23 protein-coding genes are annotated in these 25,822 nt (G+C 49.5%); 14 read left to right on the top strand and 9 right to left on the bottom strand.

Going from position 1 to position 25,822, the window contains the following annotated elements:
• Positions 1–97: 97 nt before the first annotated feature.
• The 5 genes from Mal48_RS15520 (at position 98) to Mal48_RS15500 (ending at position 6,792) form a co-directional block, all read left to right on the top strand.
• A complete protein-coding gene (locus Mal48_RS15520) occupies positions 98–1,372 on the top strand; it encodes a DUF1501 domain-containing protein (RefSeq protein WP_145201424.1) in 1,275 nt (424 codons plus the stop codon).
• 272 nt (positions 1,373–1,644) lie between these two features.
• On the top strand, positions 1,645–2,199 hold the full coding sequence (locus tag Mal48_RS15515; RefSeq protein ID WP_145201421.1) for a sigma-70 family RNA polymerase sigma factor: 555 nt from the start codon (positions 1,645–1,647) through the stop codon (positions 2,197–2,199).
• Positions 2,200–2,269: 70 nt separating this feature from the next.
• Positions 2,270–4,393: a DUF1549 domain-containing protein gene (locus Mal48_RS15510; protein ID WP_145201418.1), complete on the top strand. Its 2,124-nt coding sequence runs from the start codon at positions 2,270–2,272 to the stop codon at positions 4,391–4,393.
• Positions 4,394–4,590: 197 nt separating this feature from the next.
• The gene (locus tag Mal48_RS15505) at positions 4,591–5,235 is read left to right on the top strand and encodes a sigma-70 family RNA polymerase sigma factor (protein WP_145201415.1); all 645 of its coding nucleotides are present in this window, start codon (positions 4,591–4,593) and stop codon (positions 5,233–5,235) included.
• 303 nt (positions 5,236–5,538) lie between these two features.
• Positions 5,539–6,792: a serine/threonine protein kinase gene (locus Mal48_RS15500; RefSeq protein WP_197441743.1), complete on the top strand. Its 1,254-nt coding sequence runs from the start codon at positions 5,539–5,541 to the stop codon at positions 6,790–6,792.
• A gap of 109 nt (positions 6,793–6,901) precedes the next feature.
• Here the strand turns inward: Mal48_RS15500 and Mal48_RS15495 are convergent, their stop codons facing one another.
• Positions 6,902–7,126: a hypothetical protein gene (locus Mal48_RS15495; protein WP_145201409.1), complete on the bottom strand. Its 225-nt coding sequence runs from the start codon at positions 7,124–7,126 to the stop codon at positions 6,902–6,904.
• Positions 7,127–7,331: 205 nt separating this feature from the next.
• A complete protein-coding gene (locus Mal48_RS15490; RefSeq protein WP_145201406.1) occupies positions 7,332–7,829 on the bottom strand; it encodes a hypothetical protein in 498 nt (165 codons plus the stop codon).
• 273 nt (positions 7,830–8,102) lie between these two features.
• Between Mal48_RS15490 and Mal48_RS15485 the strand changes: the two genes are divergently transcribed.
• From Mal48_RS15485 to Mal48_RS15470, 4 genes are all read left to right on the top strand, one after another.
• The gene (locus Mal48_RS15485; protein WP_145201403.1) at positions 8,103–8,687 is read left to right on the top strand and encodes a hypothetical protein; all 585 of its coding nucleotides are present in this window, start codon (positions 8,103–8,105) and stop codon (positions 8,685–8,687) included.
• Positions 8,684–9,079 (top strand): holo-ACP synthase, encoded by a 396-nt coding sequence (gene acpS, locus Mal48_RS15480; RefSeq protein WP_145201400.1) that lies wholly within the window; start codon positions 8,684–8,686, stop codon positions 9,077–9,079. The genes Mal48_RS15485 and acpS overlap by 4 nt, the downstream gene beginning before the upstream one ends.
• Before the next feature lie 61 nt (positions 9,080–9,140).
• The gene (locus tag Mal48_RS15475; RefSeq protein WP_145201397.1) at positions 9,141–9,608 is read left to right on the top strand and encodes a universal stress protein; all 468 of its coding nucleotides are present in this window, start codon (positions 9,141–9,143) and stop codon (positions 9,606–9,608) included.
• 76 nt (positions 9,609–9,684) lie between these two features.
• Positions 9,685–10,167: a hypothetical protein gene (locus Mal48_RS15470; RefSeq protein WP_145201394.1), complete on the top strand. Its 483-nt coding sequence runs from the start codon at positions 9,685–9,687 to the stop codon at positions 10,165–10,167.
• A 55-nt stretch (positions 10,168–10,222) separates the two neighbouring features.
• Here Mal48_RS15470 and ilvC read toward each other — a convergent pair whose 3' ends face one another.
• Positions 10,223–11,227, bottom strand: coding sequence for a ketol-acid reductoisomerase (gene ilvC, locus Mal48_RS15465; RefSeq protein ID WP_145201391.1), 1,005 nt, complete (start codon positions 11,225–11,227; stop codon positions 10,223–10,225).
• A 183-nt stretch (positions 11,228–11,410) separates the two neighbouring features.
• The gene (gene ilvN / locus Mal48_RS15460; protein WP_145201388.1) at positions 11,411–11,959 is read right to left on the bottom strand and encodes an acetolactate synthase small subunit; all 549 of its coding nucleotides are present in this window, start codon (positions 11,957–11,959) and stop codon (positions 11,411–11,413) included.
• A 515-nt stretch (positions 11,960–12,474) separates the two neighbouring features.
• Between ilvN and recA the strand changes: the two genes are divergently transcribed.
• A complete protein-coding gene (gene recA, locus Mal48_RS15455) occupies positions 12,475–13,566 on the top strand; it encodes a recombinase RecA (protein ID WP_145201385.1) in 1,092 nt (363 codons plus the stop codon).
• A gap of 244 nt (positions 13,567–13,810) precedes the next feature.
• Positions 13,811–15,223 carry a type I glutamate--ammonia ligase gene (gene glnA, locus Mal48_RS15450; protein ID WP_145201382.1) on the top strand — a complete coding sequence of 471 codons (1,413 nt, stop codon included), beginning with the start codon at positions 13,811–13,813 and terminating at the stop codon, positions 15,221–15,223.
• Positions 15,224–15,229: 6 nt separating this feature from the next.
• Here glnA and Mal48_RS15445 read toward each other — a convergent pair whose 3' ends face one another.
• Both Mal48_RS15445 and Mal48_RS15440 read right to left on the bottom strand, forming a co-directional pair.
• Positions 15,230–16,162, bottom strand: coding sequence for an acyl-CoA desaturase (locus Mal48_RS15445; protein WP_145201379.1), 933 nt, complete (start codon positions 16,160–16,162; stop codon positions 15,230–15,232).
• 264 nt (positions 16,163–16,426) lie between these two features.
• Positions 16,427–18,562, bottom strand: a complete 2,136-nt coding sequence (locus tag Mal48_RS15440; RefSeq protein WP_145201376.1) for a hypothetical protein — start codon at positions 18,560–18,562, stop codon at positions 16,427–16,429.
• 209 nt (positions 18,563–18,771) lie between these two features.
• Between Mal48_RS15440 and Mal48_RS15435 the strand changes: the two genes are divergently transcribed.
• The gene (locus Mal48_RS15435) at positions 18,772–19,971 is read left to right on the top strand and encodes a tetratricopeptide repeat protein (RefSeq protein WP_145201373.1); all 1,200 of its coding nucleotides are present in this window, start codon (positions 18,772–18,774) and stop codon (positions 19,969–19,971) included.
• Between the two features lie 97 nt (positions 19,972–20,068).
• Here Mal48_RS15435 and Mal48_RS15430 read toward each other — a convergent pair whose 3' ends face one another.
• The 3 genes from Mal48_RS15430 to Mal48_RS15420 all read right to left on the bottom strand — a co-directional run bounded on the left by Mal48_RS15430 (position 20,069) and on the right by Mal48_RS15420 (position 23,764).
• The gene (locus Mal48_RS15430; protein ID WP_145201370.1) at positions 20,069–20,758 is read right to left on the bottom strand and encodes a lysophospholipid acyltransferase family protein; all 690 of its coding nucleotides are present in this window, start codon (positions 20,756–20,758) and stop codon (positions 20,069–20,071) included.
• Positions 20,755–21,528, bottom strand: coding sequence for a hypothetical protein (locus Mal48_RS15425; protein WP_145201367.1), 774 nt, complete (start codon positions 21,526–21,528; stop codon positions 20,755–20,757). Before Mal48_RS15425 ends, Mal48_RS15430 begins: the two co-directional genes overlap by 4 nt.
• Before the next feature lie 280 nt (positions 21,529–21,808).
• Positions 21,809–23,764 (bottom strand): prolyl oligopeptidase family serine peptidase, encoded by a 1,956-nt coding sequence (locus Mal48_RS15420; protein ID WP_145201364.1) that lies wholly within the window; start codon positions 23,762–23,764, stop codon positions 21,809–21,811.
• A 509-nt stretch (positions 23,765–24,273) separates the two neighbouring features.
• On the opposite strand from Mal48_RS15420, the gene Mal48_RS15415 reads away from it, so the two are divergent.
• On the top strand, positions 24,274–25,056 hold the full coding sequence (locus Mal48_RS15415; RefSeq protein WP_145201361.1) for an SDR family NAD(P)-dependent oxidoreductase: 783 nt from the start codon (positions 24,274–24,276) through the stop codon (positions 25,054–25,056).
• A gap of 312 nt (positions 25,057–25,368) precedes the next feature.
• Positions 25,369–25,740, top strand: a complete 372-nt coding sequence (gene hpf, locus Mal48_RS15410) for a ribosome hibernation-promoting factor, HPF/YfiA family (RefSeq protein ID WP_145201358.1) — start codon at positions 25,369–25,371, stop codon at positions 25,738–25,740.
• Positions 25,741–25,822 lie beyond the last annotated feature (82 nt).

Genomic DNA, 25,822 nt, shown 5'->3' with positions numbered 1-25,822 from the left:
TCACTTGTGAGGGCATCCGCGGATGCTTCTTGCAAGTCACATTTCCACGACCAGAATTCATTTCAAACAACTCAAAACTTTTTCTAGGGGACTCGCTATGAATACTTCAATACCTGCTGGCATGTCGCGTCGGCACTTTATGAATCACATGGCCTTGGGCGGAGCAACCGCGCTTGGAGCAACTCAGTTCTTGTCCAGCCTGGAAGCCAACGCAGCTCAAGTTGCCGGTGCCCAAAAGGCTTGTATCCTCGTCTGGCTGGGTGGTGGAGCTCCCACAATCGACATGTGGGACCTGAAACCAGGTTCCAAGAACGGTGGTGAGTTCAAACCGATCAGCACCAAGGGAGATCTTCAAATTTGTGAGCATCTTCCGAAAATTGCCATGGAGATGGACAACCTGTCTGTCGTTCGCTCACTGAGTACACGTGAAGCGGATCACATGCGTGGCAGCTACTACATGCACACTGCTTACGTTCCGAACCCAACCGTTGTGCACCCAACATTCGGTTCGGTCGTAAGCTACGAATTGGGAGCGAAACGAAAAGATCTGGAAATTCCATCATTCGTTTCCATTGGCGGGGGCGGGATGGGCCCAGGTTTTCTGGGAATGAGCCACGCACCATTCGTTGTCGATTCACGTGGACAAATCCAGAATGCGAACACGAACGACATGAACAAAGATCGTCTTCGCCAACGTCTGGATATGCTCAGCACGATTGAAGATGGATTTATCAAATCAAATCGTGGTGATGTCGGACAAGCTCATAAGGATGTCTACAAAAAAGCTGTCAACCTGATGACCTCGGAGCAAATGCGTGCTTTCCGAGCTGAAGAAGAGCCAGCTCCTGTCCGCGAAATGTACGGCAACACTCCTTTTGGTAACACTTTAATCATGGCTCGCCGCCTGGTTCAAACAGGAGTTCCGTTTATTGAAGTCCAATTCCCTGGAGGCTGGGATCTTCATCAAAACGTCTTTACAACTCTTCGAGATCAGCGGTTACCACTGCTCGATTCCGGAATCTCCGGTCTCGTGAGAGATCTCAAACAGCGTGGAATGTTCGAACATACAACCATCGTTGTGATGGGTGAGTTCGGCCGGACTCCACGAATCAACCAAAACGTCGGTCGTGATCACTGGGCAACCAGCTGGTCAGCCCTGATCGGTGGTGGTGGTCTTCAAGGTGGACGTGCTATCGGAGAGACCGATGCAGATGGACTTCGAATTGTGAGCGAAAGCTATCTCCCAGGCGATCTGTGGGCGACAGTCTCGCACGCTCTGCGAATTCCACTCAACACTGTCCACACATCAAAACGTGGACGCCCGATGAAACTGGCTAACGGCGGTCAACCAATCCAAGGCCTTATTGGCTAAGGCGGATTCGAAACGTTTCGCAAACCAAAACTGAGTCGTATCGATGTCAGTGAGCGAAGCGTTAAGGATTGTCTTTTATCGAGGCTTGGGAAAGAGCGATGAGTTCGAACAAACCTCACAGACTTTGGGAATCGTTCTCAATCGTTGTGATGAGACACCCATGTTTAAGGTTTCGTGAGAGCTCATCAGACTTGCGTCAGTCTCCTCGTAGATGTACTCGCAAATGAACTCACAGGGGACCGTCAAGGTCCCCTGTTTTTTTGAACAACAGTATGAGCGAAACGAAGACCAGTTCATCCCCTCGTGGATCACTACCGAGCGATGAGTTCATTCAACTTTTCACTCAGGTTCAACGACAATTGTACCTGTTCATCTTATCGCAAGTTGGACGCGTTGAGGCAGCGGAAGAGATTTTGCAAGAAACGAATCTTGTGATTTGGTCGAAGTTTACTCAGTTCGAACCAGGCTCGAACTTTTCTGCCTGGACTCGGCAAATTGCGGTTTACGAAGTACTGAAATGGCGACAGAAAAAGAGTCGGGACAAGCTGACTTTTTCTGATGAATTTGTTCAAAACATTGCAGACAGTTTCGACTACCAACCAGAGGAAGTGGAGCGTCGACAGTTGGCGTTGGAAAGTTGCTTAGACAAACTGAACAAGCACGATAAAGAACTGATCGAAAAACGATATCAACCTGGTGTGTCCGGAAAGGGACTGGCCAAACTTCTTGGTCGACCGCCAAATTCGGTCTACCAGTCGTTGGGAAGAATCCGAAAGACATTACTGGAATGTGTTCAGAGAACACTCGCAGTGAATCCAGAACTGTAATGATTTTCCCAAACAAGAACTCACACGTAATCAATTGGAACACCAGCTTCCTGGCAGGTTTTCACCGAGAATGAACACGAAATCGCGACAAGAACTTCTGACCTTGCTTGAGGGATTCCTGGAAGGGAATATCTCGCAGGAGGAACTTACGCGCATCGAAACGTTAGTTCTCAGCAGTCCCGATGGGCGTCGCCTTTACATGGACTTTATGCAACTCCATGGGAATCTCTACTGGGACGCAGCGGGGTGTGGTGCAGATTCCGAAGTCAGGACGATTCAGTCTTCAGGAAAATTCTCCAGCCATGTGAAACCGATTGAGAGGTTTCGCCGCCGGAAGGTCGTCGGTGTTCTCACTGCAGCAGCCCTGCTGATCTGTGTCGGATTGATGCTTCGAACTTCAGGAGCGTTGCCGTTCAATCAACAGACTGCATCGAACGACAAGAACACTCCAGCTGACACAAATCCGGTTCCTTTACCTGTTGATGTCTCTCCGGAGCATCAAGGTGTGACCCCAGATATCGTTCGTGTACAATTGCCGCCGAAGGACAAGTCTGGTGTTTCCGGATCAGATCAGCCGGTCATCGATAAAGTTTCATCCGAGTTCAAGGCGTTGCCGTTTGATCCTAGCTCTGACCTTGAAGTTGTTTCATTCATCAATCAAGAACTTCGCGAGACTCTGGATGATCACGGAGTTCGTCCGTCTCCCCGATCAGAAGAGACGGAATGGATTCGGCGAGTCCATCTGGATCTTGCTGGGAGAATTCCGACCAGCCTTGAAGTTGAAACCTTCTTGAATCAAACAGATGCGAACAAGCGGGCTCTCTTGCTGGATTCACTTTTAGAGAGCCGCGACTTCGCGAGTCACTTTGCAACAATCTGGACAACGTTGCTTGTAGGGCGTTCGACTGATCGGGTTATCGATCGCAAGGCGCTTTATACCTACCTGGAAAACCAGTTTGGAAATAATCAGCCCTGGTCCGATACCGTCACAGACTTGATCACAGCCGAGGGGCCTGCGCATCAATCTGGTCCCACAAACTTCCTGCTTGCGCATTTGAATAACGAAGCTGTCCCCGCGACAGCGATGACGGCTCGGATATTTTTGTGCCAGCAAATCCAGTGTACTCAATGCCATCGACATCCGACCGCCAAGGATTGGGGGCAGGAGAAGTTCTGGGAGTTCAATGCCTTCTTTCAGAAGACGTCTGTGAAAAAACAGATGTTAGTTGATGAAAAAACAGGGCAGACAAAACAGTCTTTAGAACTCGTTGAGGCAGATTCTTCGCAACTGGAACCTTCATATTACCTCGACTTACGAGGTGTCATGAAAGTTGCTTACCCTCGTTTTGCTGAAGTGGAAATCCAGCCCGAAGAAGACTTAACTCTTCGTGATCAACTTGCACAATTGCTGACAGCTGAAGATGACTCACAATTAGCCAAGGCGTTTGTGAACCGCAGTTGGTTACACTTTTTTGGTCATGCGTTTACTCGTCAGGTTGACGATATGGGACCGCATCACCAGACAAGTCATCCAGAGTTGCTAGACGGAATCTCAAAAGCCTTTGCTTCAAATCAGTATGATGTTCGGCGACTGATTCGCTGGATTTGTCTCTCGGACGCTTATCATTACACGTCGACTCCGATTGAAGAGAACAAAATTGACGACCCGGACGCAGGGGAGACTCCTTTGTTTTCACGGATGTATCTCAAGCCGCTTTCTCCTGAACAGATCTTTAATTCACTCATGGTCGCATCAGGTGTTTCTCCCGATGAAAGACGTCACCGTGGGGCAACGTTTGCTCAAAGGGAAGAGTGGATGCAGCAGTTTTTCAGTGCTTTGGAAAACGAAGAGAACGGAGAATTGAGCACTTTCGACGGTTCACTTTCGCAAACACTTATGATGATGAATGGGGAACTCATTCAAAAAGCGATCGATCCACAAACGGGCCATGTCCTCCGGGAAATTCTTTCGGATCGCAATAAATCCGAAACAGATCGTATTAAGGATCTCTGCCTGGCTGCATTGTCGCGTTATCCGACGAAGCAAGAACTGGAGTCCATCCGGAAAATGCTCCGCAACAATTTACGTCAACGGGCGTCTCGCAATGTCCCTTCTCATGTGGCTTACACTGAAGCCTTCCGGGATGTTTACTGGGCTTACCTCAATTCAAGTGAATTTTCTGTCAACCATTAGGTCGAACCAACCCGACAAATCGTGGAATGGTCACTTTTTCGGTGCTTGAGAGAGCAAATTCAGGTTGCAGGTCACCGAGAATCGCTGCGCTTGCATAATGGGGGCAGAAAGTGGCTCAGGGAGTCTGGATTGCATAATCTGGGAAAACTGTGACAATAGATATTGCCCTTCTCCAACCTTAGGAAATCTCTGAGCTTATGTCTTCATCGCTTTCTCCTGAAGAAATTGACTCGCTTGTAGACCGAGTGATTCACGGAGACCACGAAGCGCTGGGCATTCTGTTTGAAAGTCATCGTCAACGCTTGTGGCGAATTATCAATTTTCGCTTGGATCAAAGGTTGCTGGGGCGGGTTGATGCCGATGATATTCTGCAGGAATCCTATCTCGCTGCTGGAAAGCGAATCGAACACTTCTTGCACGATTCTCCAGAGAGTTTTTTCATTTGGCTGCGTTTGATTGTGAACCAGACAATGATTGATGTTCACCGTCGGCATCTGGGGACGCAAGCACGTGATGCCAGTCGAGAACGGCGAGTCGGAGGGGGATGGACTCCGGAATCGACCTCATTTTCGCTCTCTCACCATCTTCTGGGGCATATGACCTCCCCAACGCAAGCAGCTTTACGGGCGGAACTGTCTCAACAATTGAACATTGCCTTGGAGAGCATGGGGGATCTCGACCGTGAGGTTCTGGCACTCAGGCACTTCGAAGAACTCACAAATAGTGAAACGGCGAAAGCTCTTGATATTTCAGAACAGGCAGCAAGTTTAAGGTATGTTCGAGCACTAGGACGATTGCGTAAAATACTCGAAGCGATCCCCGGATTCATGGATCGTTCGTAAATTTCTTTTCCTTGTTGATTCTCACACCCCAACCTCGTTTTCAGTTGCCTCGAACGATTGCTGTCGCTGCTCTGAGAGCAAAACCGTTATTGTTCTTCGCGGTCTGCCTCGTACCAAGCAGCCGATGTCGTTATGAAAGCGATCCCATCGGGCACAAAATGCTGTTGAATCGTGGGCGATGGCTTCGATGTGACCGCCATTCACCGACAGTCCAATCATTGTTTTAAGTATTGCGAGAGCTGTTTGCTCTACCGTGTGTCCGTGTAGGACATGCACCAGTTTGAAAATTCTATAGAGCAAGAGATGCCGGAACCGCAGGAAATTTCTGATGATGGAACGGAAGCCGATCTCGTCGGCTTGCCGCAACGAACGAGTTCCGGTGCGCGCGATCCAATCGAAGAGGCCGCCAGTCTCTATCTCGAACGTCTTCGTGCTGGCGAGACCGTTGATCTCGATGACTTCGTTCAGGGTTACCCTAAACTGGAAGCGGAACTCAAAGACTTTCTTCCATTGGTTGCTGCCATGGAAGACTGGAAATCGGAGAAGGAGCTCGAAGTTGTCAAAACTCCGATGCCCGAGCAGTTTGATATTGAGCGGCTGGGGGAATTTCGAATCATTCGGGAGATTGCCCGTGGGGGCATGGGCGTTGTCTTTGAAGCCGAGCAGGAATCCATCGGCCGCCACGTCGCTGTGAAACTCTTACCCTGGAAGTTTGGTGCTCAATCGAAATGGAGCAAGCAATTTCGTCGTGAAGCGCGTATCGCTGCTCGCTTGCAACACCCAAACATTGTTCCTGTCTTCAGCTTTGGTGAACAAGACGAGCGGTTTTATTACGTCATGCCGATCATCGAAGGTGTTGGTTTTGATCATTTGATTTCTCGCTTGAAGACCGGAGAATCAGCAGTAGAAATCGAAGATCTTCTGACAGAAATCCGAGGGCCGAACTTCGGGCGAGCAGCTGTTTACCACCGCGAAACTCCAAAGCAAAAGCGGTATTTTCGACGGAATAACTGGGTGCAAGTTGCGAAACTAGCGACACAAATCACAGGAGCTTTGCGTTTTGCTCACAAGCAGGGAACTTTGCATCGAGATATCAAGCCCGCAAACTTATTGATCGACAGGTCCGGAAAAGGGTGGGTGGCCGATTTTGGTCTGGCCTTGGGGCGTGAGCGTGCGATGTCTGAGCTACGTGGACCGATGGCAGGCACGTTGCGGTACATGGCGCCCGAGCAGTTTGAAGGCATCGTCAACGAGCGGACCGATCTCTACTCATTCGGAGCGACATTGTTTGAGTTGTGTACTCTCCAGCCAGCTTTCGATGGACAGTCCCGCACGGAACTCGCAGCCCATGTTCAGCGGGCAAAAATCATTTCTCCAAGAGTCCTGAATCCCGAAATTCCGCACGATTTAGAGGCCATCATTCTGAAGCTCATGAAACGCAACCCCGAGAAGCGATACCAGAACGCCGACGAGGTTTACCGCGACCTGCTGCGATTCATCAATAAATACTCAGCATCGAATCGAGGTTTGTGGAGTCGGTTTAAAGACTGGTTTTAGAGCATCTATCGAATTAGTTTGCAGGATCTGCCTCATGGTGAACAGCATTTTTCTAGAGAAATGCGTTCTTCACGGGCACACGGGTGAGCAAACTTCTCGCCACGAGGTCTTACTCATCAAGTGCGCGTTTTGCAGACATGAGCATGGCAGACATCTGGTTAATGGCGGGCATCACCGCGGCGACTTCTTCCAGAACCGGGACGAGTGTTTTCTCCTCGAACTGCTTCGCCTTGATGTCGACCCAGGATTCGCTGACGGCATCCCAGGCGAGGGTCAACTTTTGGGTGGCATCCTTAAGTTGCCCGGCACCAGACTGAAGATTTCCGATAGGCATGTTGATTTCCTTTTCTTCAAGTTGACTTCAATTTGCGGAGACGAGAGATGCGGGGGCAAATTCACGATCAAGACTGAAAGATGTCAGGTGAAAACTTAAACGGATTCAATCTTTCCTTCGCCTTGCTGTGAGTATTCATCTGGTCGAGTCTCCTTGTTGTTCCACTCTCGTCATTCGATTGTCTCAAGTGAAATCTGTGAGTTCGTTACTCACCGAAATCTTGCGGGCGTGCTGTTTCCGAGTATGATTCCAGAATCGAGATCGCGTTCTCCAATGTCGCGACAGCTTTCGGAAGGTCTCCTTCTAGCAGGGCCTGAAGAGTTGCCAAACGTCCTCGGAACTCATCTGCTTCGTGGCGTACTTTATTGGCCCACTGCTTCACAACTTTAATTTGATCCTGGCAGTGTTGCAGCCGTTGCTTGGCCCGCGTGTAAGCTTGCTTCTCTTCCATGCAAGAAGGTCGATGCCCCGCAACGATCCGCATGCGGCAAGATTCCAATGCGGCGCGGGTTTGCGAGACCTGATCGAATCCGCGGCGAATTTGAGCCTTCCAGTAGTAAGGCCGTTCGTGCTCGATCCACTCGTACGATTTGTGAAGCTCCATCGTCATGGTCTGCAAGGCCAACGATGCATCTTCGATGAATACGATCAAGGCCGCGCGGAACTCAATTAACGCCTCGATGCTACGAATATTGGCTGACATCTCATTTTCCCAACGAACTATGGATTGACTTGAGTTTAGCACATCGTGGCGAGTGACTGGTAAACCTGGCTGGTGACAAGCCGTTCATGAAGTCATAAAAAGACTTTGACGGGCGCGAGAAGCATTGAAAATGCTGTGATAAGATTCAAAACGTATTTTACTTGTTGGATTCAACATTTTTGAGAGCATTGTGCGTGCAAAGTTTGCATCGCAGGTTCAAGAGGAATAGTCTGTGGCTTGGACAACTCGCCCCTTATACCTTGAAAACTTCCATTGAACCCATCGACGCGCTCACTTCTGATTTGGCTCGCTGGCAGTTGCCTGTTGGTGATTGGCTTATCACTCATTTTTGCACATGCACCCGTTCCGTTTCGACGTTTGGGGATTTTGTACGCAGCCTTTGGAGTTGCATGCGGGGCCGGGTTGAAATGGTTCATGCGAGAACTCTCCCTGAAGCGGACGCCATTGCTGACGGTTCTAGCTGTGTTAATTGTTTTCACAGGGGGTGGACACCTTGGTTGGGTTTCGTATCAGAACCTGAAATCTGTTCGAACAGAAATGCGTCAGCAGTATTCCGAACAGCTGGCGATGCTGAACTTCGTTGAGGGGGCCGCTGATGAGGAAACGAAGAAGGAATTCGATAAACTACGTAGAGAATTCGATCCCGCATTCGGTGACTACCTGGAGTTCAGAGTCTCGCCCCTCGGTTCCTGGAAAGCTCCCTGGCCATTGCTGCTTTGGTTGGGAGAACTGACAATCGCATCCGCGATAGCAGTCTGGATCTTGACTCGGGAACCTCCCCTTCAGGATCGAATCGTGAATGAACAAATAAATCAGAATGAGAAAGTCGATCCATGATTGTTGGTCTGGGAACAGATATCGTCGAAATCGTCCGCATTGGAGAGATGATCGAACGGCACGGAGAACTTTTTCTACAACGAGTGTACTCCGAACTCGAAATCAAATATTGCCAGCGTCACAAAGAGGCGATTCAGCACTTTGCTGGACGCTGGGCTGCTAAAGAAGCAGTGATGAAAACACTTGGAACCGGGTTCACCAAAGGGGTGGGTTGGACTGATATCCAGATTCTCAACCGTCAATCGGGGCAGCCTTATATCGAACTGACCGGAGGGGCGGAGCGTGTTTCCAAGATGAAAGGAATCGACGAAGTATTAATCACGATTTCGCATTGCAAGGCGTATGCAACTGCGACGGCTGTTGCGTTGCAGCATCGCCCTGCGGAGAATTGATTGGCGCATCGTGTTGGTTGATTGGGTATACTGAACAAAAACTGGAATCGAGGAAAGACTCATGATTCAGCTGAAACGTATTCTTGTTCCGACCGACTTCAGCGACTTCAGCAAGCGATCAATTCGGTATGGATGTGAGTTCGCAAAGCGGTTTTCGGCTGAACTCCACATCTTGAATGTTGTTGAGGACATCTACCCCATTGTCCCTGAGCCAGGAATCCCAACGCCGATCACCTCTGAATATCTGATTGGATTGAAGGAAAGCTCGGAGCGACTGATTGAGACACTCCCGGACTCCGATCAGGCGGAGGGGCTGAGTATCACACGTTCGGTTGTCTCAGGAACTCCGTTTCTTGAGATCATTCGATACGCTCGAGAAAATAAAATCGACATGATCGTCATTGGAACACACGGACGCTCTGGATTGATTCACGCACTCATGGGAAGCGTTGCAGAGAAGGTCGTCCGTAAGGCCGACTGCCCTGTCCTCACGGTTCGCCCTGAAGGTCATGATTTCGTGATGCCGTAAGTACGGGCAAGGATGTATTTGATGCTTGAAGAGCAAGCGATCCGCAGCACATTGAAGAGTGAAAGATGAAAACGTCGTGAATAGTATTGCGTACTTGGGTATTGGTCTTGCCGTTCTGGTATTCATTTTCATGGCGTTAGCGCCCATGATTGTGAAGAGACAATCTCGTCGAGATTTGGAACGGGCGTTTCAGGAGTTTAAGCTTCGCCGAGAAGCACTCGAAGCAAAATTCTTTCAACTGGCTGCCTCGATTGGAAAACCGCGCGGTCTTCGCTGGACAGTTTGTGATTGGAAAGAGCCTGTCCGCTTTGTCCGAGACCGTTCAACCGGATTGCTGACAGCTCTCGCCTCGGTCGAGATCCATTTCGAAGCCATCGAGGGGGGAGATATGGAAGATGTCGCTGCGGTGGGTGACGTTCGAGATGCGTCGGCCTTGTTCCACTACGAAAATGGTCAGTGGGGAACCGGTGGAAAAGCGTTGTTTAACATGAATCCAGAAACGGCGGTCGAGAAACTCGAACATCAGTTTGAAGCGGTCGAGAACTCTCAACAGGCGTAAAAAAAAGCAGCACACTCTGAAAGTGTGCTGCTCGAAAGATTCATTCAACTGTGACTCAGACTTCTTTTGAGTCAATCCAGCTCATCATGCTGCGGAGTTCACGGCCAACTTTTTCGACCTGATGCTCACGCTCACGGCGGCGAGTCGCGTGGAATCCTGGGCAGTTGGCTTTGTTTTCCAAGAGCCAGTTGCGAGCGAAGGTTCCGTTCTGGATCTCTTCGAGGATTTTCTTCATCTCTTTTCTGGTCTCGTCAGTCACAATACGAGGACCACTACTGTAGTCGCCGTACTCAGCTGTGTTTGAGACACTGTAACGCATGTAGTTGAGTCCACCTTCGTAGAAGAGGTCGACGATCAGCTTGAGTTCGTGCATACATTCAAAGTACGCCATCTCAGGCTGGTAGCCAGCTTCGACGAGAGTTTCGAACCCTGCTTTCACCAATTCGCTGACGCCACCGCAAAGAACAACCTGTTCACCAAACAAGTCTGTTTCGGTTTCTTCGGCGATTGTCGTTTCGATCACACCACCACGAGTTCCGCCGATTCCCTTTGCGTAGGCAAGTGCCAAACCGCGGGAAGCCTCTGAAGCCCCTGGGTACATGGCGATCAAGGATGGGACGCCGCCACCTTTTTCGTATTCGCTTCGTACAAGGTGACCTGGACCTTTGGGAGCAACAAGACCAGCATCGACACCTTCTGGCGGAATGACCTGACCGAAGTGGATATTGAATCCGTGTGAGCAAAGCAGAAGGTTGCCTGGCTCGAGTTGGTCTTTGATTTCGTTGCGGAAGATGTCTCCCTGAACTTCGTCTGGAAGAAGGATATTGATCAGGTCGCCAGCCTTTGAAGCATCTTTAATTGACACTGGCTCAAAGCCATGACTCACGGCGAGATCGTAGTTAGCACTTCCTTTACGCTGCCCGATGACAACGTTGCAGCCACTGTCTTTGAGGTTCTGAGCCTGTGCGTGCCCTTGACTTCCATAGCCAAGAATCGCAATGGTTTTGCCTTTGAGAAGTGAGAGATCCGCGTCGTCGTCGTAATAAACCTTTGCAGCCATGACAGCTCCCTAATTGTTAGTCCGTGAGAATTGAATCAAAAAAGAAATCGAGGTTTTTGTGTGTGGGTCAGCCCGGTTGCTGATGAGTAACGTTTTGAGGTGATCGGTTCTTGAGGTGATCACTTCCGGTCGAGTGATCTGGTTCAGATTCGACTTGCCACCAATTTTGTGGAATCAGAATCCTTAAGCAGATTGCTCAACGTCTTTTTCTGCCGAGTGAGTTGGATCGCCCACTTCAATTTCAGCCGACATTGAATTCACGCGAGAGAGCGCAATCCGACCGGTGCGAACCATCTCGATAATACCGAATGGCTCCACGGCTGCGATAAACGCTTGAATTTTTCGTTCCTGTCCAGAGATCTCGATCATGACGTGCCCGGCACTCACATCGACGATGCTACCGCGGAAGATATCGACGAGTTCTTTGACTTCGCTACGTTGAGTCGTAGAGTCCGTACGGACTTTGATCAGCATGAGGTCACGTTCAACATGCTCTTCATCGAGGTAATCGACGACCTTGACAATGGTGACGATTTTCTCCAGCTGCTTACGAACCTGAGCCAACGATTGAGCACTCCCGCCGACGACAAAGGTCATCCGGGAATACAGTTCGTTTTCAGTCGGACCGACAGCCAAACTATCGATGTTAAAAGCGCGCGAAGCCATCATTCCGGAGATGTGAGCAAGCACACCCGGTTGATTCATCACCAGTGCTGAGAGAATATGCCGCATGTCTGTTTTCCAGTTGAAACGGAAGGACGAGCCCGCTTGACTTGACCGAAAAAATTGAAACAGTGATCGTCTCGATCGACGAGAGACAAGATTCAAATTATCAGGTCAGTTCTATAACGCTCGTCTCAGGAGAAAGTTGCTCGATGTGAACTCGACACGAGAAGACACATCACACCGTTGCAAACCACAAAAGATATCTAGAATTCACCTGGATCTCTGAAGCTGACCTCTCAAACATTGAGAGATTGATATATTGCATCGGTTTCCGGATAGATTCTATATCTCGTAGAAGGTTCGGGTCATAAATAGTGTGCCGATCACTTTCCCGGTAGTGGGCGGCGAGTTTATCCAACGTCGGGAGTCATAACAACTCTCCACTTTGGAGATTCGAAAAGCGAGAGAGCTGACAGTCCTAAAAATTGGAAGTTCTAAAGAAATGTCCGGTTCAAGAGATTGATTCTTTTGGTCGATATGATACTATTGTGTTCGCATGTTCACTATTCGTGGAGAAGAAAATGGCCAAAGCCAAGTCCGCCAGAAAATCCGAAGCAAATTCCAAAGATGGCTCTAATGGCGTATTGAAGAACGCTTTAGGTCAAATTCACAAAGCCTTTGGCGATGGCGCGATCATGCGTCTCTCTGATTCGCCGGACGCATCGGTGGATGGGATTTCGACCGGATCGCTTTCACTCGATCTCGGACTCGGTGGAAGTGGGTTTCCTCGTGGTCGGATCATCGAACTTTTTGGCCCGGAATCGAGCGGTAAGACAACATTGGCTTTGCACTCAGTCGCCAGTGCTCAAAAAAATGGTGGGATTGCTGCTTTTATTGATGCTGAGCATGCACTTGACCCAGCGTGGGCAAGAAAACTGGGAGTCAATCTCGAAGAACTCCTGGTCAGTCAGCCAACCTTCGGTGAGGAAGGGCTTCAAATTGCTGAAATGCTCATTAAATCCAATGCCGTAGACATCATTGTCGTCGATTCCGTAGCGGCTTTAGTCCCGAAAGCGGAACTCGATGGCGAAATTGGAGACAAACATGTTGGCCTTCAGGCTCGAATGATGAGCCAGGCAATGCGAAAGTTGACCGGAGCGATCGCAAAGTCGAAAACGACTGTTATCTTCATCAACCAGATTCGAGAGAAGATCGGAGTAATGTTTGGATCACCGGAAACAACGCCTGGTGGTCGAGCATTGAAATTCTACTCTTCAGTGCGAGTCGATGTCCGTCGAATTGCGACCCTCAAAGATGGTGACGATGCGATCGGAATCCGAATGAGAGCAAAAGTCGTCAAAAACAAAGTCGCCCCTCCTTTTCGGGTTGCCGAATTTGACATGCTGGGTGAATCAGGAATTAGCCTGACCGCTGATATTCTGGATATGGCAACCGATGCAAAAATTGTCCAGAAAAGTGGTTCTTGGTTTGCCTACGGGGATGTCAAGCTGGGCCAAGGGCGTGACAAAGCGAGGATCTCCCTCGAAGAAAGTCCAGAACTCCTCCAGGAAATCCGGGGTAAGGTCTTGGCCTCGAAAGGGTTTAGCGACAACGGAGAGACGCTTAAGCCAATTGATGTAGATAGCGAAGCAGAGAAGGCCGAAAGCAAATAATTTATTCCTGCATTTACGCAATCTGCCTGATAGACTTCATTTTCAGCAAACGACTTGCGACGATATGAGGCTTAGCAGCACGATGCCAGCAACACCTCCGCCAAGCGTTCAATGGCCCGTTTGCTGGCTGTTTATCTCGTAGATGCTCATTGCCAAATCTGGAGGCTGTTTTGATCTCGCCAACTTCGAGGTCAAACACTGATCAGACTTTGGTTGTGGCGAAAATTTTCTCAGGACTGTGGTCATGACACCGCGTGAAGTATTGGCATTGTGCAGGCAGAAGGAAGTTCAAGCTGTCGACCTGCGTTTCATGGATTTTCCTGGAACTCAAAAACATTTCACGATACCGGTCAACGCTTTGACTGAAGAGAGCTTTGCGGATGGGCTGACTTTTGACGGGTCCTCGATACGCGGTTGGCAGTCGATTAATGAAAGCGACATGCTGGTGCTTCCGCAAGCGGAAACTGCAATGGTCGACCCATTCATGAAGTCGACCCTGGCGATGACTTGCAACATTCAAGATCCCATCACTCGATCCGATTACAATCGAGATCCTCGCAATGTTGCTCGGAAAGCTGAAGCATATATGGCTTCGACCGGAATTGCCGACACAGCCTTATTCGGAATGCAGCCTGAGTTCTTCATCTTTGACGATGTTCGCTTCGACCAAAATGTCCACGAAGGCTACTACCATATCGACAGCATTGAAGGAGAATGGAACCGAGGCCGATTCTCAGATTCGAAGAACAGCGGGCAGCAGATTCGACGTCGCGAAGGATACTTCCCGATGCCACCAGCTGATACTCTTCAAGACCTCAGAACTGAGATTATGTTGACCGCCCAAGAGTGTGGGATCGGTATTGCCGGACAACACCACGAGGTCGCGACTGGCGGACAATGCGAAGTTGATCTGGAACATGTTCCTCTTCTCCAGGCTGCAGACAACTTATTGAGGTTCAAATACATTGTCAAAAACGTCGCAGCGAAGCACGGCAAAGTCGCGACGTTCATGCCCAAGCCGCTCTGGAATGACAATGGTTCCGGCTTGCACATGTCGCTTTCGTTTTGGAAAAACAACGAAACCCTTTTTGCTGGCTCGGGCTATGGCTCAATGAGCGAGTTGGCAATGAACGCCGTCGGTGGAATTCTTAAGCATGCTCCAGCCCTGCTTGCATTCTGTTGTCCGACGACGAATAGCTACAAACGGACGGTACCAGGCTTTGATGCTCCCGTGAATTTGACCTACAGCTTTCGTAACCGCTCAGCTGCAATCCGAATTCCAGTTCACACATCATCATCGTCCACGAAGAGGTTTGAATTCCGCTGTCCCGACCCAAGCTGTAATCCTTACCTGGCAAGTGCTGCGGTAACGATGGCTGCACTGGATGGAATTCAAAATAAGATCGCGCCAGGAATGCCGCTCGACAAAGATGTGTACGATCTCCCCAGCGAGGAACTCACGGCATACGCTAAAGTTCCTGACTCTCTTGAAAAATCGCTGCAAGCACTTCGTGAAGATCACAGCTTCTTATTACGCGGAGACGTCTTTACCGAAGACGTTATCGACACCTGGATCTGGTACAAAACAACCTATGAAGTCCAAGCCATCCGAGAACGCCCACACCCTTGGGAATTCGCATTGTACTTCGACTCATAGTCTTGCTCATGACGCTGAGTAATCGTCTTCAGAAACTTTTTGAGAAGCAATCAGCTTTCTTTCAGGTCTCTTTGGAAGGGTTTCGGGTTGTTGTATGTTCCAGGCGAGGCCGACTGTGTGGAGGAATTGGATCAGCCACCAACCGGCGTCCATTTGCCATTTGCGGATGCCGAATTTTGCTGATTCCGGGAAGGCATGATGGTTGTTGTGCCACGCTTCTCCCATGGTGATGAGACCCAGCCCGGGAAGGTTGTAGCCCTGGACCGCTGCATTTTCGATTCGCCAAACCAAGATTCCGTGATTATGGGCGAAATAACCGATCAGCCAGTGACCGGTGAGCGAAACGGCAACTCTCACGCAAATTCCCCAGATCACCCAAGAAGTCCCTCCGATGACAAACAGAACGCCTGCTAACGGCAATTGAAGGAGCATCCAATTGCGGTCAAGGAAGGCGTAATATCTCGAGTTGGCAACTCTGGATTCTATTTGAAATTCAGGTGGGTTATGCAGGTTGATTTCACAGTGGAGATTCCAGAACCAGTCTTTCCAGATGGGGCTTTTGTGGCTGAAGAAGTCGTGGCACTTGTTATGCCGTTGTGACCAGTCTCGGATGTCGTGCATGTAGAGCATCTTCCGAGGGCCGCCCATTCCCACGAGAACACCCGTTGTGACCAGGATGCGTTCCAGCCATAGAGGGCACTGAAAACTTCGATGAATAAGAAGTCGGTGCAGACCCACGGAGTGTCCGCAACAGAGTGTGACAGATGTCAGCACAGAGAAGAGAAGCAGGCTCTTAAGACTGAATGTCTGGCTTCCTCCCACGATGGCAATGAGCAGCATCAAGGAGTACCAGGTTGACTTCACAGGAGACCAGCGAACAGTTCCATGCACGGGATTTGTCAGCTCACTTAGTGCATGCATTCTTTGTATGCGACTCATCAGATTTGCCCTTGGCGAATGATTTGGAAGATAAGGAATCTCTTTCCTCTCTCCAGTTGATCCGCAGGCAAATCTGTTGCTTCACATAATTTCTTGCGATTGCACAAAAAAAGCCCCCCACGTGAGTGGAGGGCTTTCTAGAGCTAGCTCTATCCTGTGCCCGTGAAGAACTCATTTCTCTAGTGAAAATGCTGTTTGCCACGAGGCAGAACATGAACACCTATTCGAAAGATGCTCTAGTTCAGAGAACTTCAATTCGTGCGATTAGTTGCAAGTGTTGCAAGCTGGAGCACATGGGTTGCATGCAGGAACTTGAACCTGAACGGTTTTCTCAACCATTTTGCAAACCTGAACTTGAACTTCTTTTTCAACCTGAACAGGAACGCAAACAGTGTAAGTTTGTGTTCGTTCTTCAGAGACAGTATCACAGACTGTCACTTGGTACTCTTCTTCACGTTCTTTGCGAACGCATTCTGTGTAGTTGACGTCGCGAGTTTTCTCGACAGCAACTTGCTTGCAAGTTGTGACGGTACGAACGCGAGTTTCTGGCTTGAGAACACATTTTTCGACGGTGTATTCTTCTTCACGAGGAACTCGTTTGCAAACAGTGATGGTACGAGTCCGTTGTTCTGGCTTACAGACAGTGACGTTGTAAGTGTACTCTTCGTCACGGCAAACAGGCTTGCGAACAGTGTAGGTACGAGTTCGCTCTTCTGGTTTGCAGACGGTCACGTTGTAGGTGTACTCAACATCTTTGCAAACAGGTTTGCAAACAGTGATGGTACGAGTCCGTTGTTCTGGCTTACAGACAGTGACGTTGTAAGTGTACTCTTCGTCTCGGCAAACAGGCTTGCGAACAGTGTAGGTACGAGTTCGCTCTTCTGGTTTGCAGACGGTCACGTTGTAGGTGTACTCAACATCTTTGCAAACAGGTTTGCAAACAGTGATGGTACGAGTCCGTTGTTCTGGCTTACAGACAGTGACGTTGTAAGTGTACTCTTCGTCTCGGCAAACAGGCTTGCGAACAGTGTAGGTACGAGTTCGCTCTTCTGGTTTGCAGACGGTCACGTTGTAGGTGTACTCAACATCTTTGCAAACAGGTTTGCAAACAGTGATGGTACGAGTCCGTTGTTCTGGCTTACAGACAGTGACGTTGTAAGTGTACTCTTCGTCACGACAAACAGGTTTGCGAACAGTGACGGTTCGTGTGCGTTGCTCTGGCTTACAGACAGTGACGTTGTAAGTGTAAGGCTCTTGGCGACAAACGCGTTTGCAAACAGTGTAAGGAACTTCTTCGCAGGTCACTTGTGGAACCCATTTACGCACGCAGCGTGTGCAAGCAGGATTGCAAGGATCAGCGACTTGCTCAGTCACCCATGATCCGCAAACTTTTTGAACCTGGCGAGTGTGAGTTTCCTGAACTGTATCCCAGACACTGCGAGTTGCTGTTCGCTCTTCAGTGTGTGGAACCATGACTGTGTAAGTCTGCTCGACTTCTTCTTCAACCCAGTCGGTCACTTTGCGAACAGCTGTACGTTGTTCGGTGTGTGGGACCATGACTGTGTAAGTCTGCTCAACCTGCTCTTGAACTGTCTCAGTCACCTGTCGAACGCCAGTTCGCTCTTCGGTGTGAGGAACCATGACTGTGTAAGTCTGAGTTTTTTCTTCTTCGACCCAGTCAGTCACTTTGCGAACGCCTGTGCGCTCTTCAGTGTGTGGGACCATGACTGTGTAAGTTTGCTCGACTTGCTCTTCAGCTGTCTCGGTCACTTGTCGAACGCCTGTGCGTTGTTCGGTGTGAGGGACCATGACTGTGTAAGTCTGAGTTTTTTCTTCTTCAACCCAGTCGGTCACTTTGCGAACGCCTGTGCGCTGCTCAGTGTGAGGAACCATGACTGTGTAAGTTTGCTCAACGTCTTCGTTGACGTTGTCGTACACAGTGCGAGTCAAGGTTTCTTGTACCGTGTGAGGAACGTTGACTGTGTATTCAACTTCCTTTTGCTCTTCAGCAGTTTCGTAAACGGTGTAGGTTTCTTGACGAGTTTTTGGAACTTGCTCGTAGTAAACTACTGTTCGGGTTCGAGTCTCTTGACGAGGAACTTGCTTTTGAACAGTGTATGTTCGCTCACGTTGTTCCTGTTTGTACTCTGTAACAGTAACTGTTCGTGTTTCGGTGGTTGTTTCCGGGACCATGATGGTCCGTTCAACAGTTTGGCATGCCGGTGCTGTCGCAACAGCTGGTGCACAGCTATTGTTGTTTGCAACTTGCTGAGTTCCACAAGCTGTGGCACATGGTGCTGGACGACAGCGACGCCGATGTCGACCGCAATCCCCTGCTTCAGCGTCTGTTACGACGAGCGTCATTGCCACGACGGGCAACAACATCATCAGATTCTTCATTCGATTCCTCCCCTTCCATTTTGTGGTATAACCAAAATCGCGGAACCCCTCCGCAATGCCATAAACTTCAAGCTGTCCGAGTGTTCTGAAAATCTAAAACGAGAACCCGATTGGCTCACCATGGCAACTGGTAACTATTAGGTAAGATACGTAATGTAGGGCCGTTTGCAAGAACGACCTTGACATTCTTTGAAAGGTTTCTGATCAGTATGACTATTCCAATTCGCAGAGCCAAAGAAATTGCAACGGTTTTAACGCTATTGACATCGTTTTTATCGTGCTCATCCGCCTATTCGCAAAATAGTGTCGTCAAGCTGGATACAGTGGAGCAGTACATCGTGCAGTCTGAGAAGTCTCCTGTGATGACTGGGACAACCAGAATTGCTGACGCTTCTTTGGGCGCTTTGCTAGATGTCACCCATCACCGTGGTCCATGGAGATACTCTGCGACTGTCAAAGGATGGGTTCACAAAAATAATCTTGTCCTCATTAGCGATGCAGTCAAAATTTTTTCCGATCAGATCGCAAAAGACCCAACCCCTAAGGCGTATCACCTCAGGGGGATCAGCTACATGGCGCAGGGGAATTGGGGGCGAGCAGTCAATGATCTGGAGGAAGCTTACGAACTTGGAGATAGCTCGATCACGTTGCACATTAATCTGGGGACCTGTTTCCAGCAGCTGAAGCTTTACGATAAGGCTGAGGCCGAGTACAACGTCATCCTGAAGACTTACCCGAACGAGGTGGGAGCCTATCAGGCTCGGGGAGATCTTTTTCTGGACACCGGAAAACTCGATGCAGCCCTCAAAGACTTCACGAAGGCGATCGAATTGGCGCCGGAATCTCCTGAAGCCCACAATTCTCTCGGGGTGACTTTACGTCTTGTGGGGAGATATCCACTCGCGATTCAGGCATACACGAATTGCATTGAAGCCGATCCAAAATTTTTGCCGGCTTACATCAACAGAGGATTCGCCTACAAGAACGTCAAGAAGTTTCAGTTGGCTGTAGACGACTATGAAGAGGCTTTGAAGCTTTCGCCCGGTTCGCCATCAGCACAGAACGACCTCGCCTGGTTGCTGGCAACTTGTGAAGACGAGTCTTTTCGTGACGGTCAGCGGGCCGTTGACCTGGCAGTCGCAGCGTCCCGTTCTGCCAAATATCGTAACCCTGAATACCTTGACACCCTTGCAGCGGCGTATGCCGAAATTGGCAACTTCGAGAAAGCGATTGAGACCGTCCAGACGGCAATCGAAATCTTTGGGGATGGCGACATGAAAGATGCCAGTGTCGAACGACTCGAACTTTATCGGCAAGAGAAATCGTTCACAGACGTGATTGAGGTCCCCGATTCCAATGCCGATTCCAAATCTGATTCCAGTAAGAAAGACGCATCGGAAACAGAATGATCGGAGTTGTCAGCTGTCACTTTCTGGTTCAGACAAAACGATTGTAGCGGACATTCCGTGCGATGGGCTACGACTTTGAATGTGACCTGAGAGCGAATTAAGATTTCGTTGCAGGGTCAACTTTATCAGTTCGCCATTCCACAGCTTCGTGGTGACAATCGATAAGCCGCTGGTGGACGAGTTTCAGAAATTCGTCCCGGCGGCCTTTTTCTGAGAGCTCCTGAATTGTCTCGACCGAGATTGGCTCACCGAAAACGACGCGGACTTTCACTGGCCTGATCCAGAGTGATTTTCGGGGCAAGGCTTCGAATGCCCCGGCGATTCCGACCGGAATAATCGGAACCTTCGCCCGGCGGATCAGGGCAACGAATCCGGGTTTGAGTTCCCCGATCTCGCCATCCGCACTTCGCGTTCCTTCTGGAAACATGCCGACATAAAATCCGTGTTCCAGCCGCGCGATCGATTTGCGAAGACTTTCCGTCCCGGCAGATTCTCGGCGTATCGACATCACATACGTTTTTTTCAGTATCCAGCCAATCACTGGAATTCGAAAGAGTGAATCGCGCGCGAGATAGCTGACTGGACGCTGCAGGTGTACACCGATCAGCAGTGGGTCCAGAAAACTTTGGTGATTCGCAAGAAGCAGAGCACCTTCCTTGGGGAGATGCTCTTTTCCGCGGACGCGTAATCTCAACCAGGTCGCACAAAAGATTTGAAAAAGGATCTGGATGAATCTCCAAACGCAATTTCGACGGTTTGGATTTGGAAGCGTTTCGGTATCCGTCATCGAGTCACTGGGCCGCCCATCATGCTGACTTCTGGATGATGCCCGGGAGTTTCGGTGATAGAAATCATGTGTACCGGTTTCGACTGGTCATGATCATCCGAAGCAACCAGAAACTGGCAAAAACGACTTCCATCGGGAAGAGCACGAACCATTGAAAGGTGTTCACTTGAAACAGGTACATTCAAGCCGTATTCCGTTTGTACTGCCTGAGCTGCCAAACTTGCGATTTCGTCCGCCTGTGCACTTCCTCCAACTGTTGCCACCGCACGCACATTCTCTAGACGCCGTTGAGCAGCTGCCATCGAAAGGACTGACTTGATCTCTGGGAAACGGACAGCCAGGACACCGACTGCCCGGCAGCGAAGTTCACGCGTTTCGGTCGCTGTTTGAATTCGAAAGACTGTTTCACCAGCCCCTTCGATGTGGCTCTTGAGGCCAGACTGGACCGTTGCCTGCTGAATTTCTTTGTTCATTGAATCAGTCTGAACATGACAGAGACCATCCACTTTCCAAAGCTGCTTCACGAGCGTTTCAACTTGAGCGACAGGCAGTTGAGACCTTTGCGGTCCCTCGGGCGACATGATTTGCATTCGACCATCCGCGAGGATGATGACCTCCGGGTAGGAGGGCGTGTACCCATTGAGGTACCACATCTCGATCACGGGTGTGCTTCCTTTTTCGGGCAGCAACGACATTTCCGCTCCCCAGACCGGTGAGGAAAGACAGGCGATTGCGATCAGTGCAAAGTTCTGTACGTGGCGAGACATCATTTCTCGTCCTGATTTGATGGAAAGTGACCTGACTGGTCCGGAATCTTCAATCGAGTCTCTCAAACAATGAGAAAGCTTTTTGAATTGATCCTGAAACTTGAAATTGCTCTCTCAAACGTTGAGGAAAGCGACTTTTCCAGAGGTTTTCGGACTGGTTCTTAGATATCGGCTTCCGGGTAGTTCCTGGGTAATCTATTCATCGACTCTCATCGAGAGGGGAGGTTACCCTAAGTTCGCTGGTCATCACAATCCGTATTTTCGCATCAAGCAGCGATACTGATCAGTTGTTCCAGTGTGAGTCGAAAATTCCGGCCTGAATCACTTGCTCACCGAACTGGCTATCTTTCTTCCGGGAGAATTGAATGACTGCATGGTCTCCGAACTTAGGAAATAACCATGAGTTCGAGGCTTTGAAATCTTTTTCATGAGTCGTCATCCCCGAGTTGATCACGAGATACTTTCGCGGATTCAGGGGGTTTGGGAAGACAAGAGCAACTGCGTGGTCTCGCGTTGAGTACGTTTGTCCCTGAAATGTGATGGAATCCTTTTCCCACTTCAAAGGAAGTTCTTCGACAACTGTTTTGATAAGACTGTTGGAACCGGGGTCGCCGAACAGAATCAGGTTCTTGCTCCGAATCATCTTTTCAGTGACGGCAGAGTCTTTTACAACCAGCGGATGAGCTCGCATCCATTTATCAAATTCTGTTTGAAATCGGCTGAGCGACCAGTCGGAATACTCCTGCAATTCCGGTGACCAAGGTTGTCCTGTCCCCTGAACGCAGACAAACGGCTCCATGAATGCATCATCAATCGGCCCTTGGAGATTGTGACGCTTCTTTTGGTTGGGGTTTTCCTCAAAGTCGAGTGAGTCTTCGTAAGAGAGAACTGACCAACCGCCCGCATCTTTCACGAGATAGACATCGATCAAATTAGCGTCCGCAGCCAGGTTGAGATCGAATGATTCTGAGCCATCAACACTGACGCGATTTGCAGCTGTCCGAAGAATCGATAGCGCGGAGACGTTATCCGTTTCGACATTCAGAACACCGTCATCATCAAGCGTCGAGGTGACAGTCGTTTTCTCATACGGGACCGACTGTTCATGGATCGTCAGCCATTCGCACTTGTTGTATTTAAGAGTGTAAGTGACAAACTCAAACTCACGTAATCCGGGAACTCGCTTCCGACCTTTCGAATTGTGTTCCGCCAGAAATTCCATAAAGGTCGCTTTACTGGCGTCATCAAACTTGTGCCCCATGTTGGGCCCAACGATCAGCTTCAATGGAACCCCGAGCTTCTCAGCCTCCTCTTGAACGTGCAGGCTGGCTGCCAGCTGTGCATCCTTCTCGCCTCCATAGGTGATAAATGGAACGACACTTAAGTTGAGGGCATAGTCTTTTGCGTCATAAATTCGCAAAGCACGATGTTGATACTCCGGAAGCTGTTCAGTCTGTTTTTGATATCGATAGAAGTCCACAAAGCCAGCCCCGGCTCCAACAGATGCCCATCGCGATGGATGATGTAAACCGAGATGCCATGCGCCTGCCCCACCCATTGAGAAGCCCCAGAGCGTAACACGACTTTCATCGACTCGATACCGCTTTGAAACATCCGCGATTGCTTCAAAGACATCAGTTTCGCCAGCCCAGCGATACGCATTGTTCGTCCGCCCGAAAACATCGAGTTGAATCCAGGTCTGTCCCTTCGGGGCAGGCTTTCCATTCGCTGAAGAAATGAAATGGGCTTCTGTCAGTCGAGAGTTTCGACCATGCAAGACAACATACAGCGGCCACCGCTTTGCTCCTTTCATCTCGAAACCTTCTGGAAGTGTCACAAGATACGGCTGCACCGAATCATCAACGCGCGAGCGGTACCCGAGAGCGTGAACTCCGGGGCGAGTTCCCCAATCGGCATTCCCTTCGGCGATTTGCTTTGCACGTTCACTCCCCAGTTCGATCGCTTTCTGGGCGGACTGAACGTAGTTCGGGCGATAGAATTCATTGTGGCGGATAATCCAGTCGACCCCTTTGGCACAGACCTCGGCATCAACACGTTGATTCTTATCAAGCCCATCGATCTGTGCTTCAAGCTTTTGAAGTCCCTGTCGGAGCGTCTCGATCTCTTCTTCAGATTGAGCAAAGACATTGACTGCCAAGAGCCCCATGATGAACAGTGGCGTTGTATATCGAAAAAACATCGTTGCCTGCTTCCGTCCTAAAGTTTTTCGTGAAGTCATTGATAGAACTGATCCTGAAACCTGAATTTGCTCGCTCAAGGACTGAGAGAAGCGACTCTTCCACAAGTTGCCGGGCTGGTTCTAAATTGTTCTGTGCGAATCTCGTCTTTCTTTGAATATGACTTGTGAGAGAGAATTTCACAATTCGACATGCCTCTTAAAGCGTCGCCTTAAAGCGTCGCCTCACAGCGAAACTGCAACGGATGCTCAGCCAGCGCAGAGGTTGAGTTGACAGCATTTTCAAACTGAAGATTCGGTTCTGCCTCGTCACGCACAATAAGCTTGCAAGTGACACGCGTCCACAAAGCCTGTGATCTTTCAAACTGCTCTCTATCGTTGCCAGTCTTACTTGACCGGTCTTCCTTGCAGTTGATCTCGGTTGGTGAAAGCACTCGATGTAAACCCCGTGTAAACTGTCTCTACAGACTCGATTGGGAGAACCATTTCAGTTTGGTATCCTCCGCAATGATTCAAGTAATGGGACACTTATACTGTTGATGAGCAAGAAAATGGACCTCTCAAATCAAAAAATCCTCGTCACTGGCGGTTCACAAGGAATCGGTCGTGGAGCAGCATTAGAGCTTGCGAAAGCCGGAGCCGACGTCGCTGTCAATTATCGTTCGAACTCCGAAGCTGCGGATAGCATTGCAGATGAAATCCGTGCTCTTGGTAGCCAGGCATTGGTTCTGCAGGGAGATGTTTCGGTCCAGTCGGAAGTCGAGCAGATGGTCTCGAATGTCGTCAAAGAATGGGGCGAGATCACCGGTCTAGTTTCAAATGCCGCATACAGTGACCGGGAACTTATGATCAAGGCAGACATGGACGGGTTCAAACGTACGGTCGACGTTAGTATGTGGGGAGCCTTCTTCGCAGTCCGGGCGGTTTCACAGCAACTTGTGAAACAGGAGAACGGAGGATCAATCGTCGTGGTCAGTTCACCGCATGCAAAAATTCCTGTTCCCACTGCAATGGCTTACAACATGTCGAAGGCAGCTATCGACCACATGGCAAGAACGGCAGCCATTGAACTCGCGAAGTATCGCATTCGCGTCAATGTCGTCCATCCCGGTTGGATCGACACACCGGGAGAACGAAAATTCTTTAGCGAAGAGCAACTCGAAGAAGGTGCAAAGAAAATTCCCTGGGGCCGCTTGGGACAACCTGAAGAAATTGGCCGGTTAATCACATTTATGATGAGCAGCGATTGCGATTACATGACAGGCAACACCGCTCTGATGGATGGCGGGATTAGTTTGCCATGGTGGTCAAACCGTGAAGATGGAAAGCAGTGACTTTGACAGAGGCTCGGAACCTGTCTGGAACAAACGGCTCTAGTCAAGGGAGTGGCTACTGATGTTTTCCGAATACAAGGCTGTTCAACCCATCATGTTTTGTGAATATTGGCTCGAATGACGCTCCCAGACTGCAATTTTTTCGCGACTTGAGTAACTTTCTCGTCAGATTTGGTTTCGAGAATTGACGGACGCCCAGCGTCAACTAGAATCGAAACTACTTGAGCAATTGAAAATCATTGGCATTCAAGTCACTATAGGCTTGTACGAAGTGCTGATTCTTGTTGAATTTATCCTGAGGAGAAGTTCCAGGTGCAGGTCGCAATCACGTGTCGACACGGCGAAATCAGTGGTGATTTTCGCGATTACATGTCAAGAAAATCAGAGAAACTTCTGCACTATTTCGAGAGAGTTCAGTCAGCTCAGGTCACTCTTGATTTCGAGGGAGACCGGGTTCGAGTCGAAATGCTTGTAGATGCTGAGCACAAGCACGATTTCGTAACTCACCACGAGATGAGTGCAGATGATGTCGGTCCATGTTTTGACCAAGTGCTGGCCAAAATGGAACAGCAAATTCGTAAGTACAAAGAGAAATTGACCGACCATCGCCGAGACAAACCTCTCAGTAAAGTTATTGGGGATGGTTTAGACTCTGATGTTGAGGAATCAGAAAACCCCGAGTAGAACTTTTGTTCTCGAGGAGTCTTTCGAAATTGCCTCTCACTAAAACCTGGAAACGACTATGGTGTCGGTTGATCGCGGTTTA

Source organism: Thalassoglobus polymorphus, assembly GCF_007744255.1.
Taxonomy (GTDB): Bacteria; Planctomycetota; Planctomycetia; order Planctomycetales; family Planctomycetaceae; genus Thalassoglobus; species Thalassoglobus polymorphus.
Note: the sequence above shows the minus strand (reverse complement) of the source record. Positions and strands in the feature narration are given on the sequence as shown.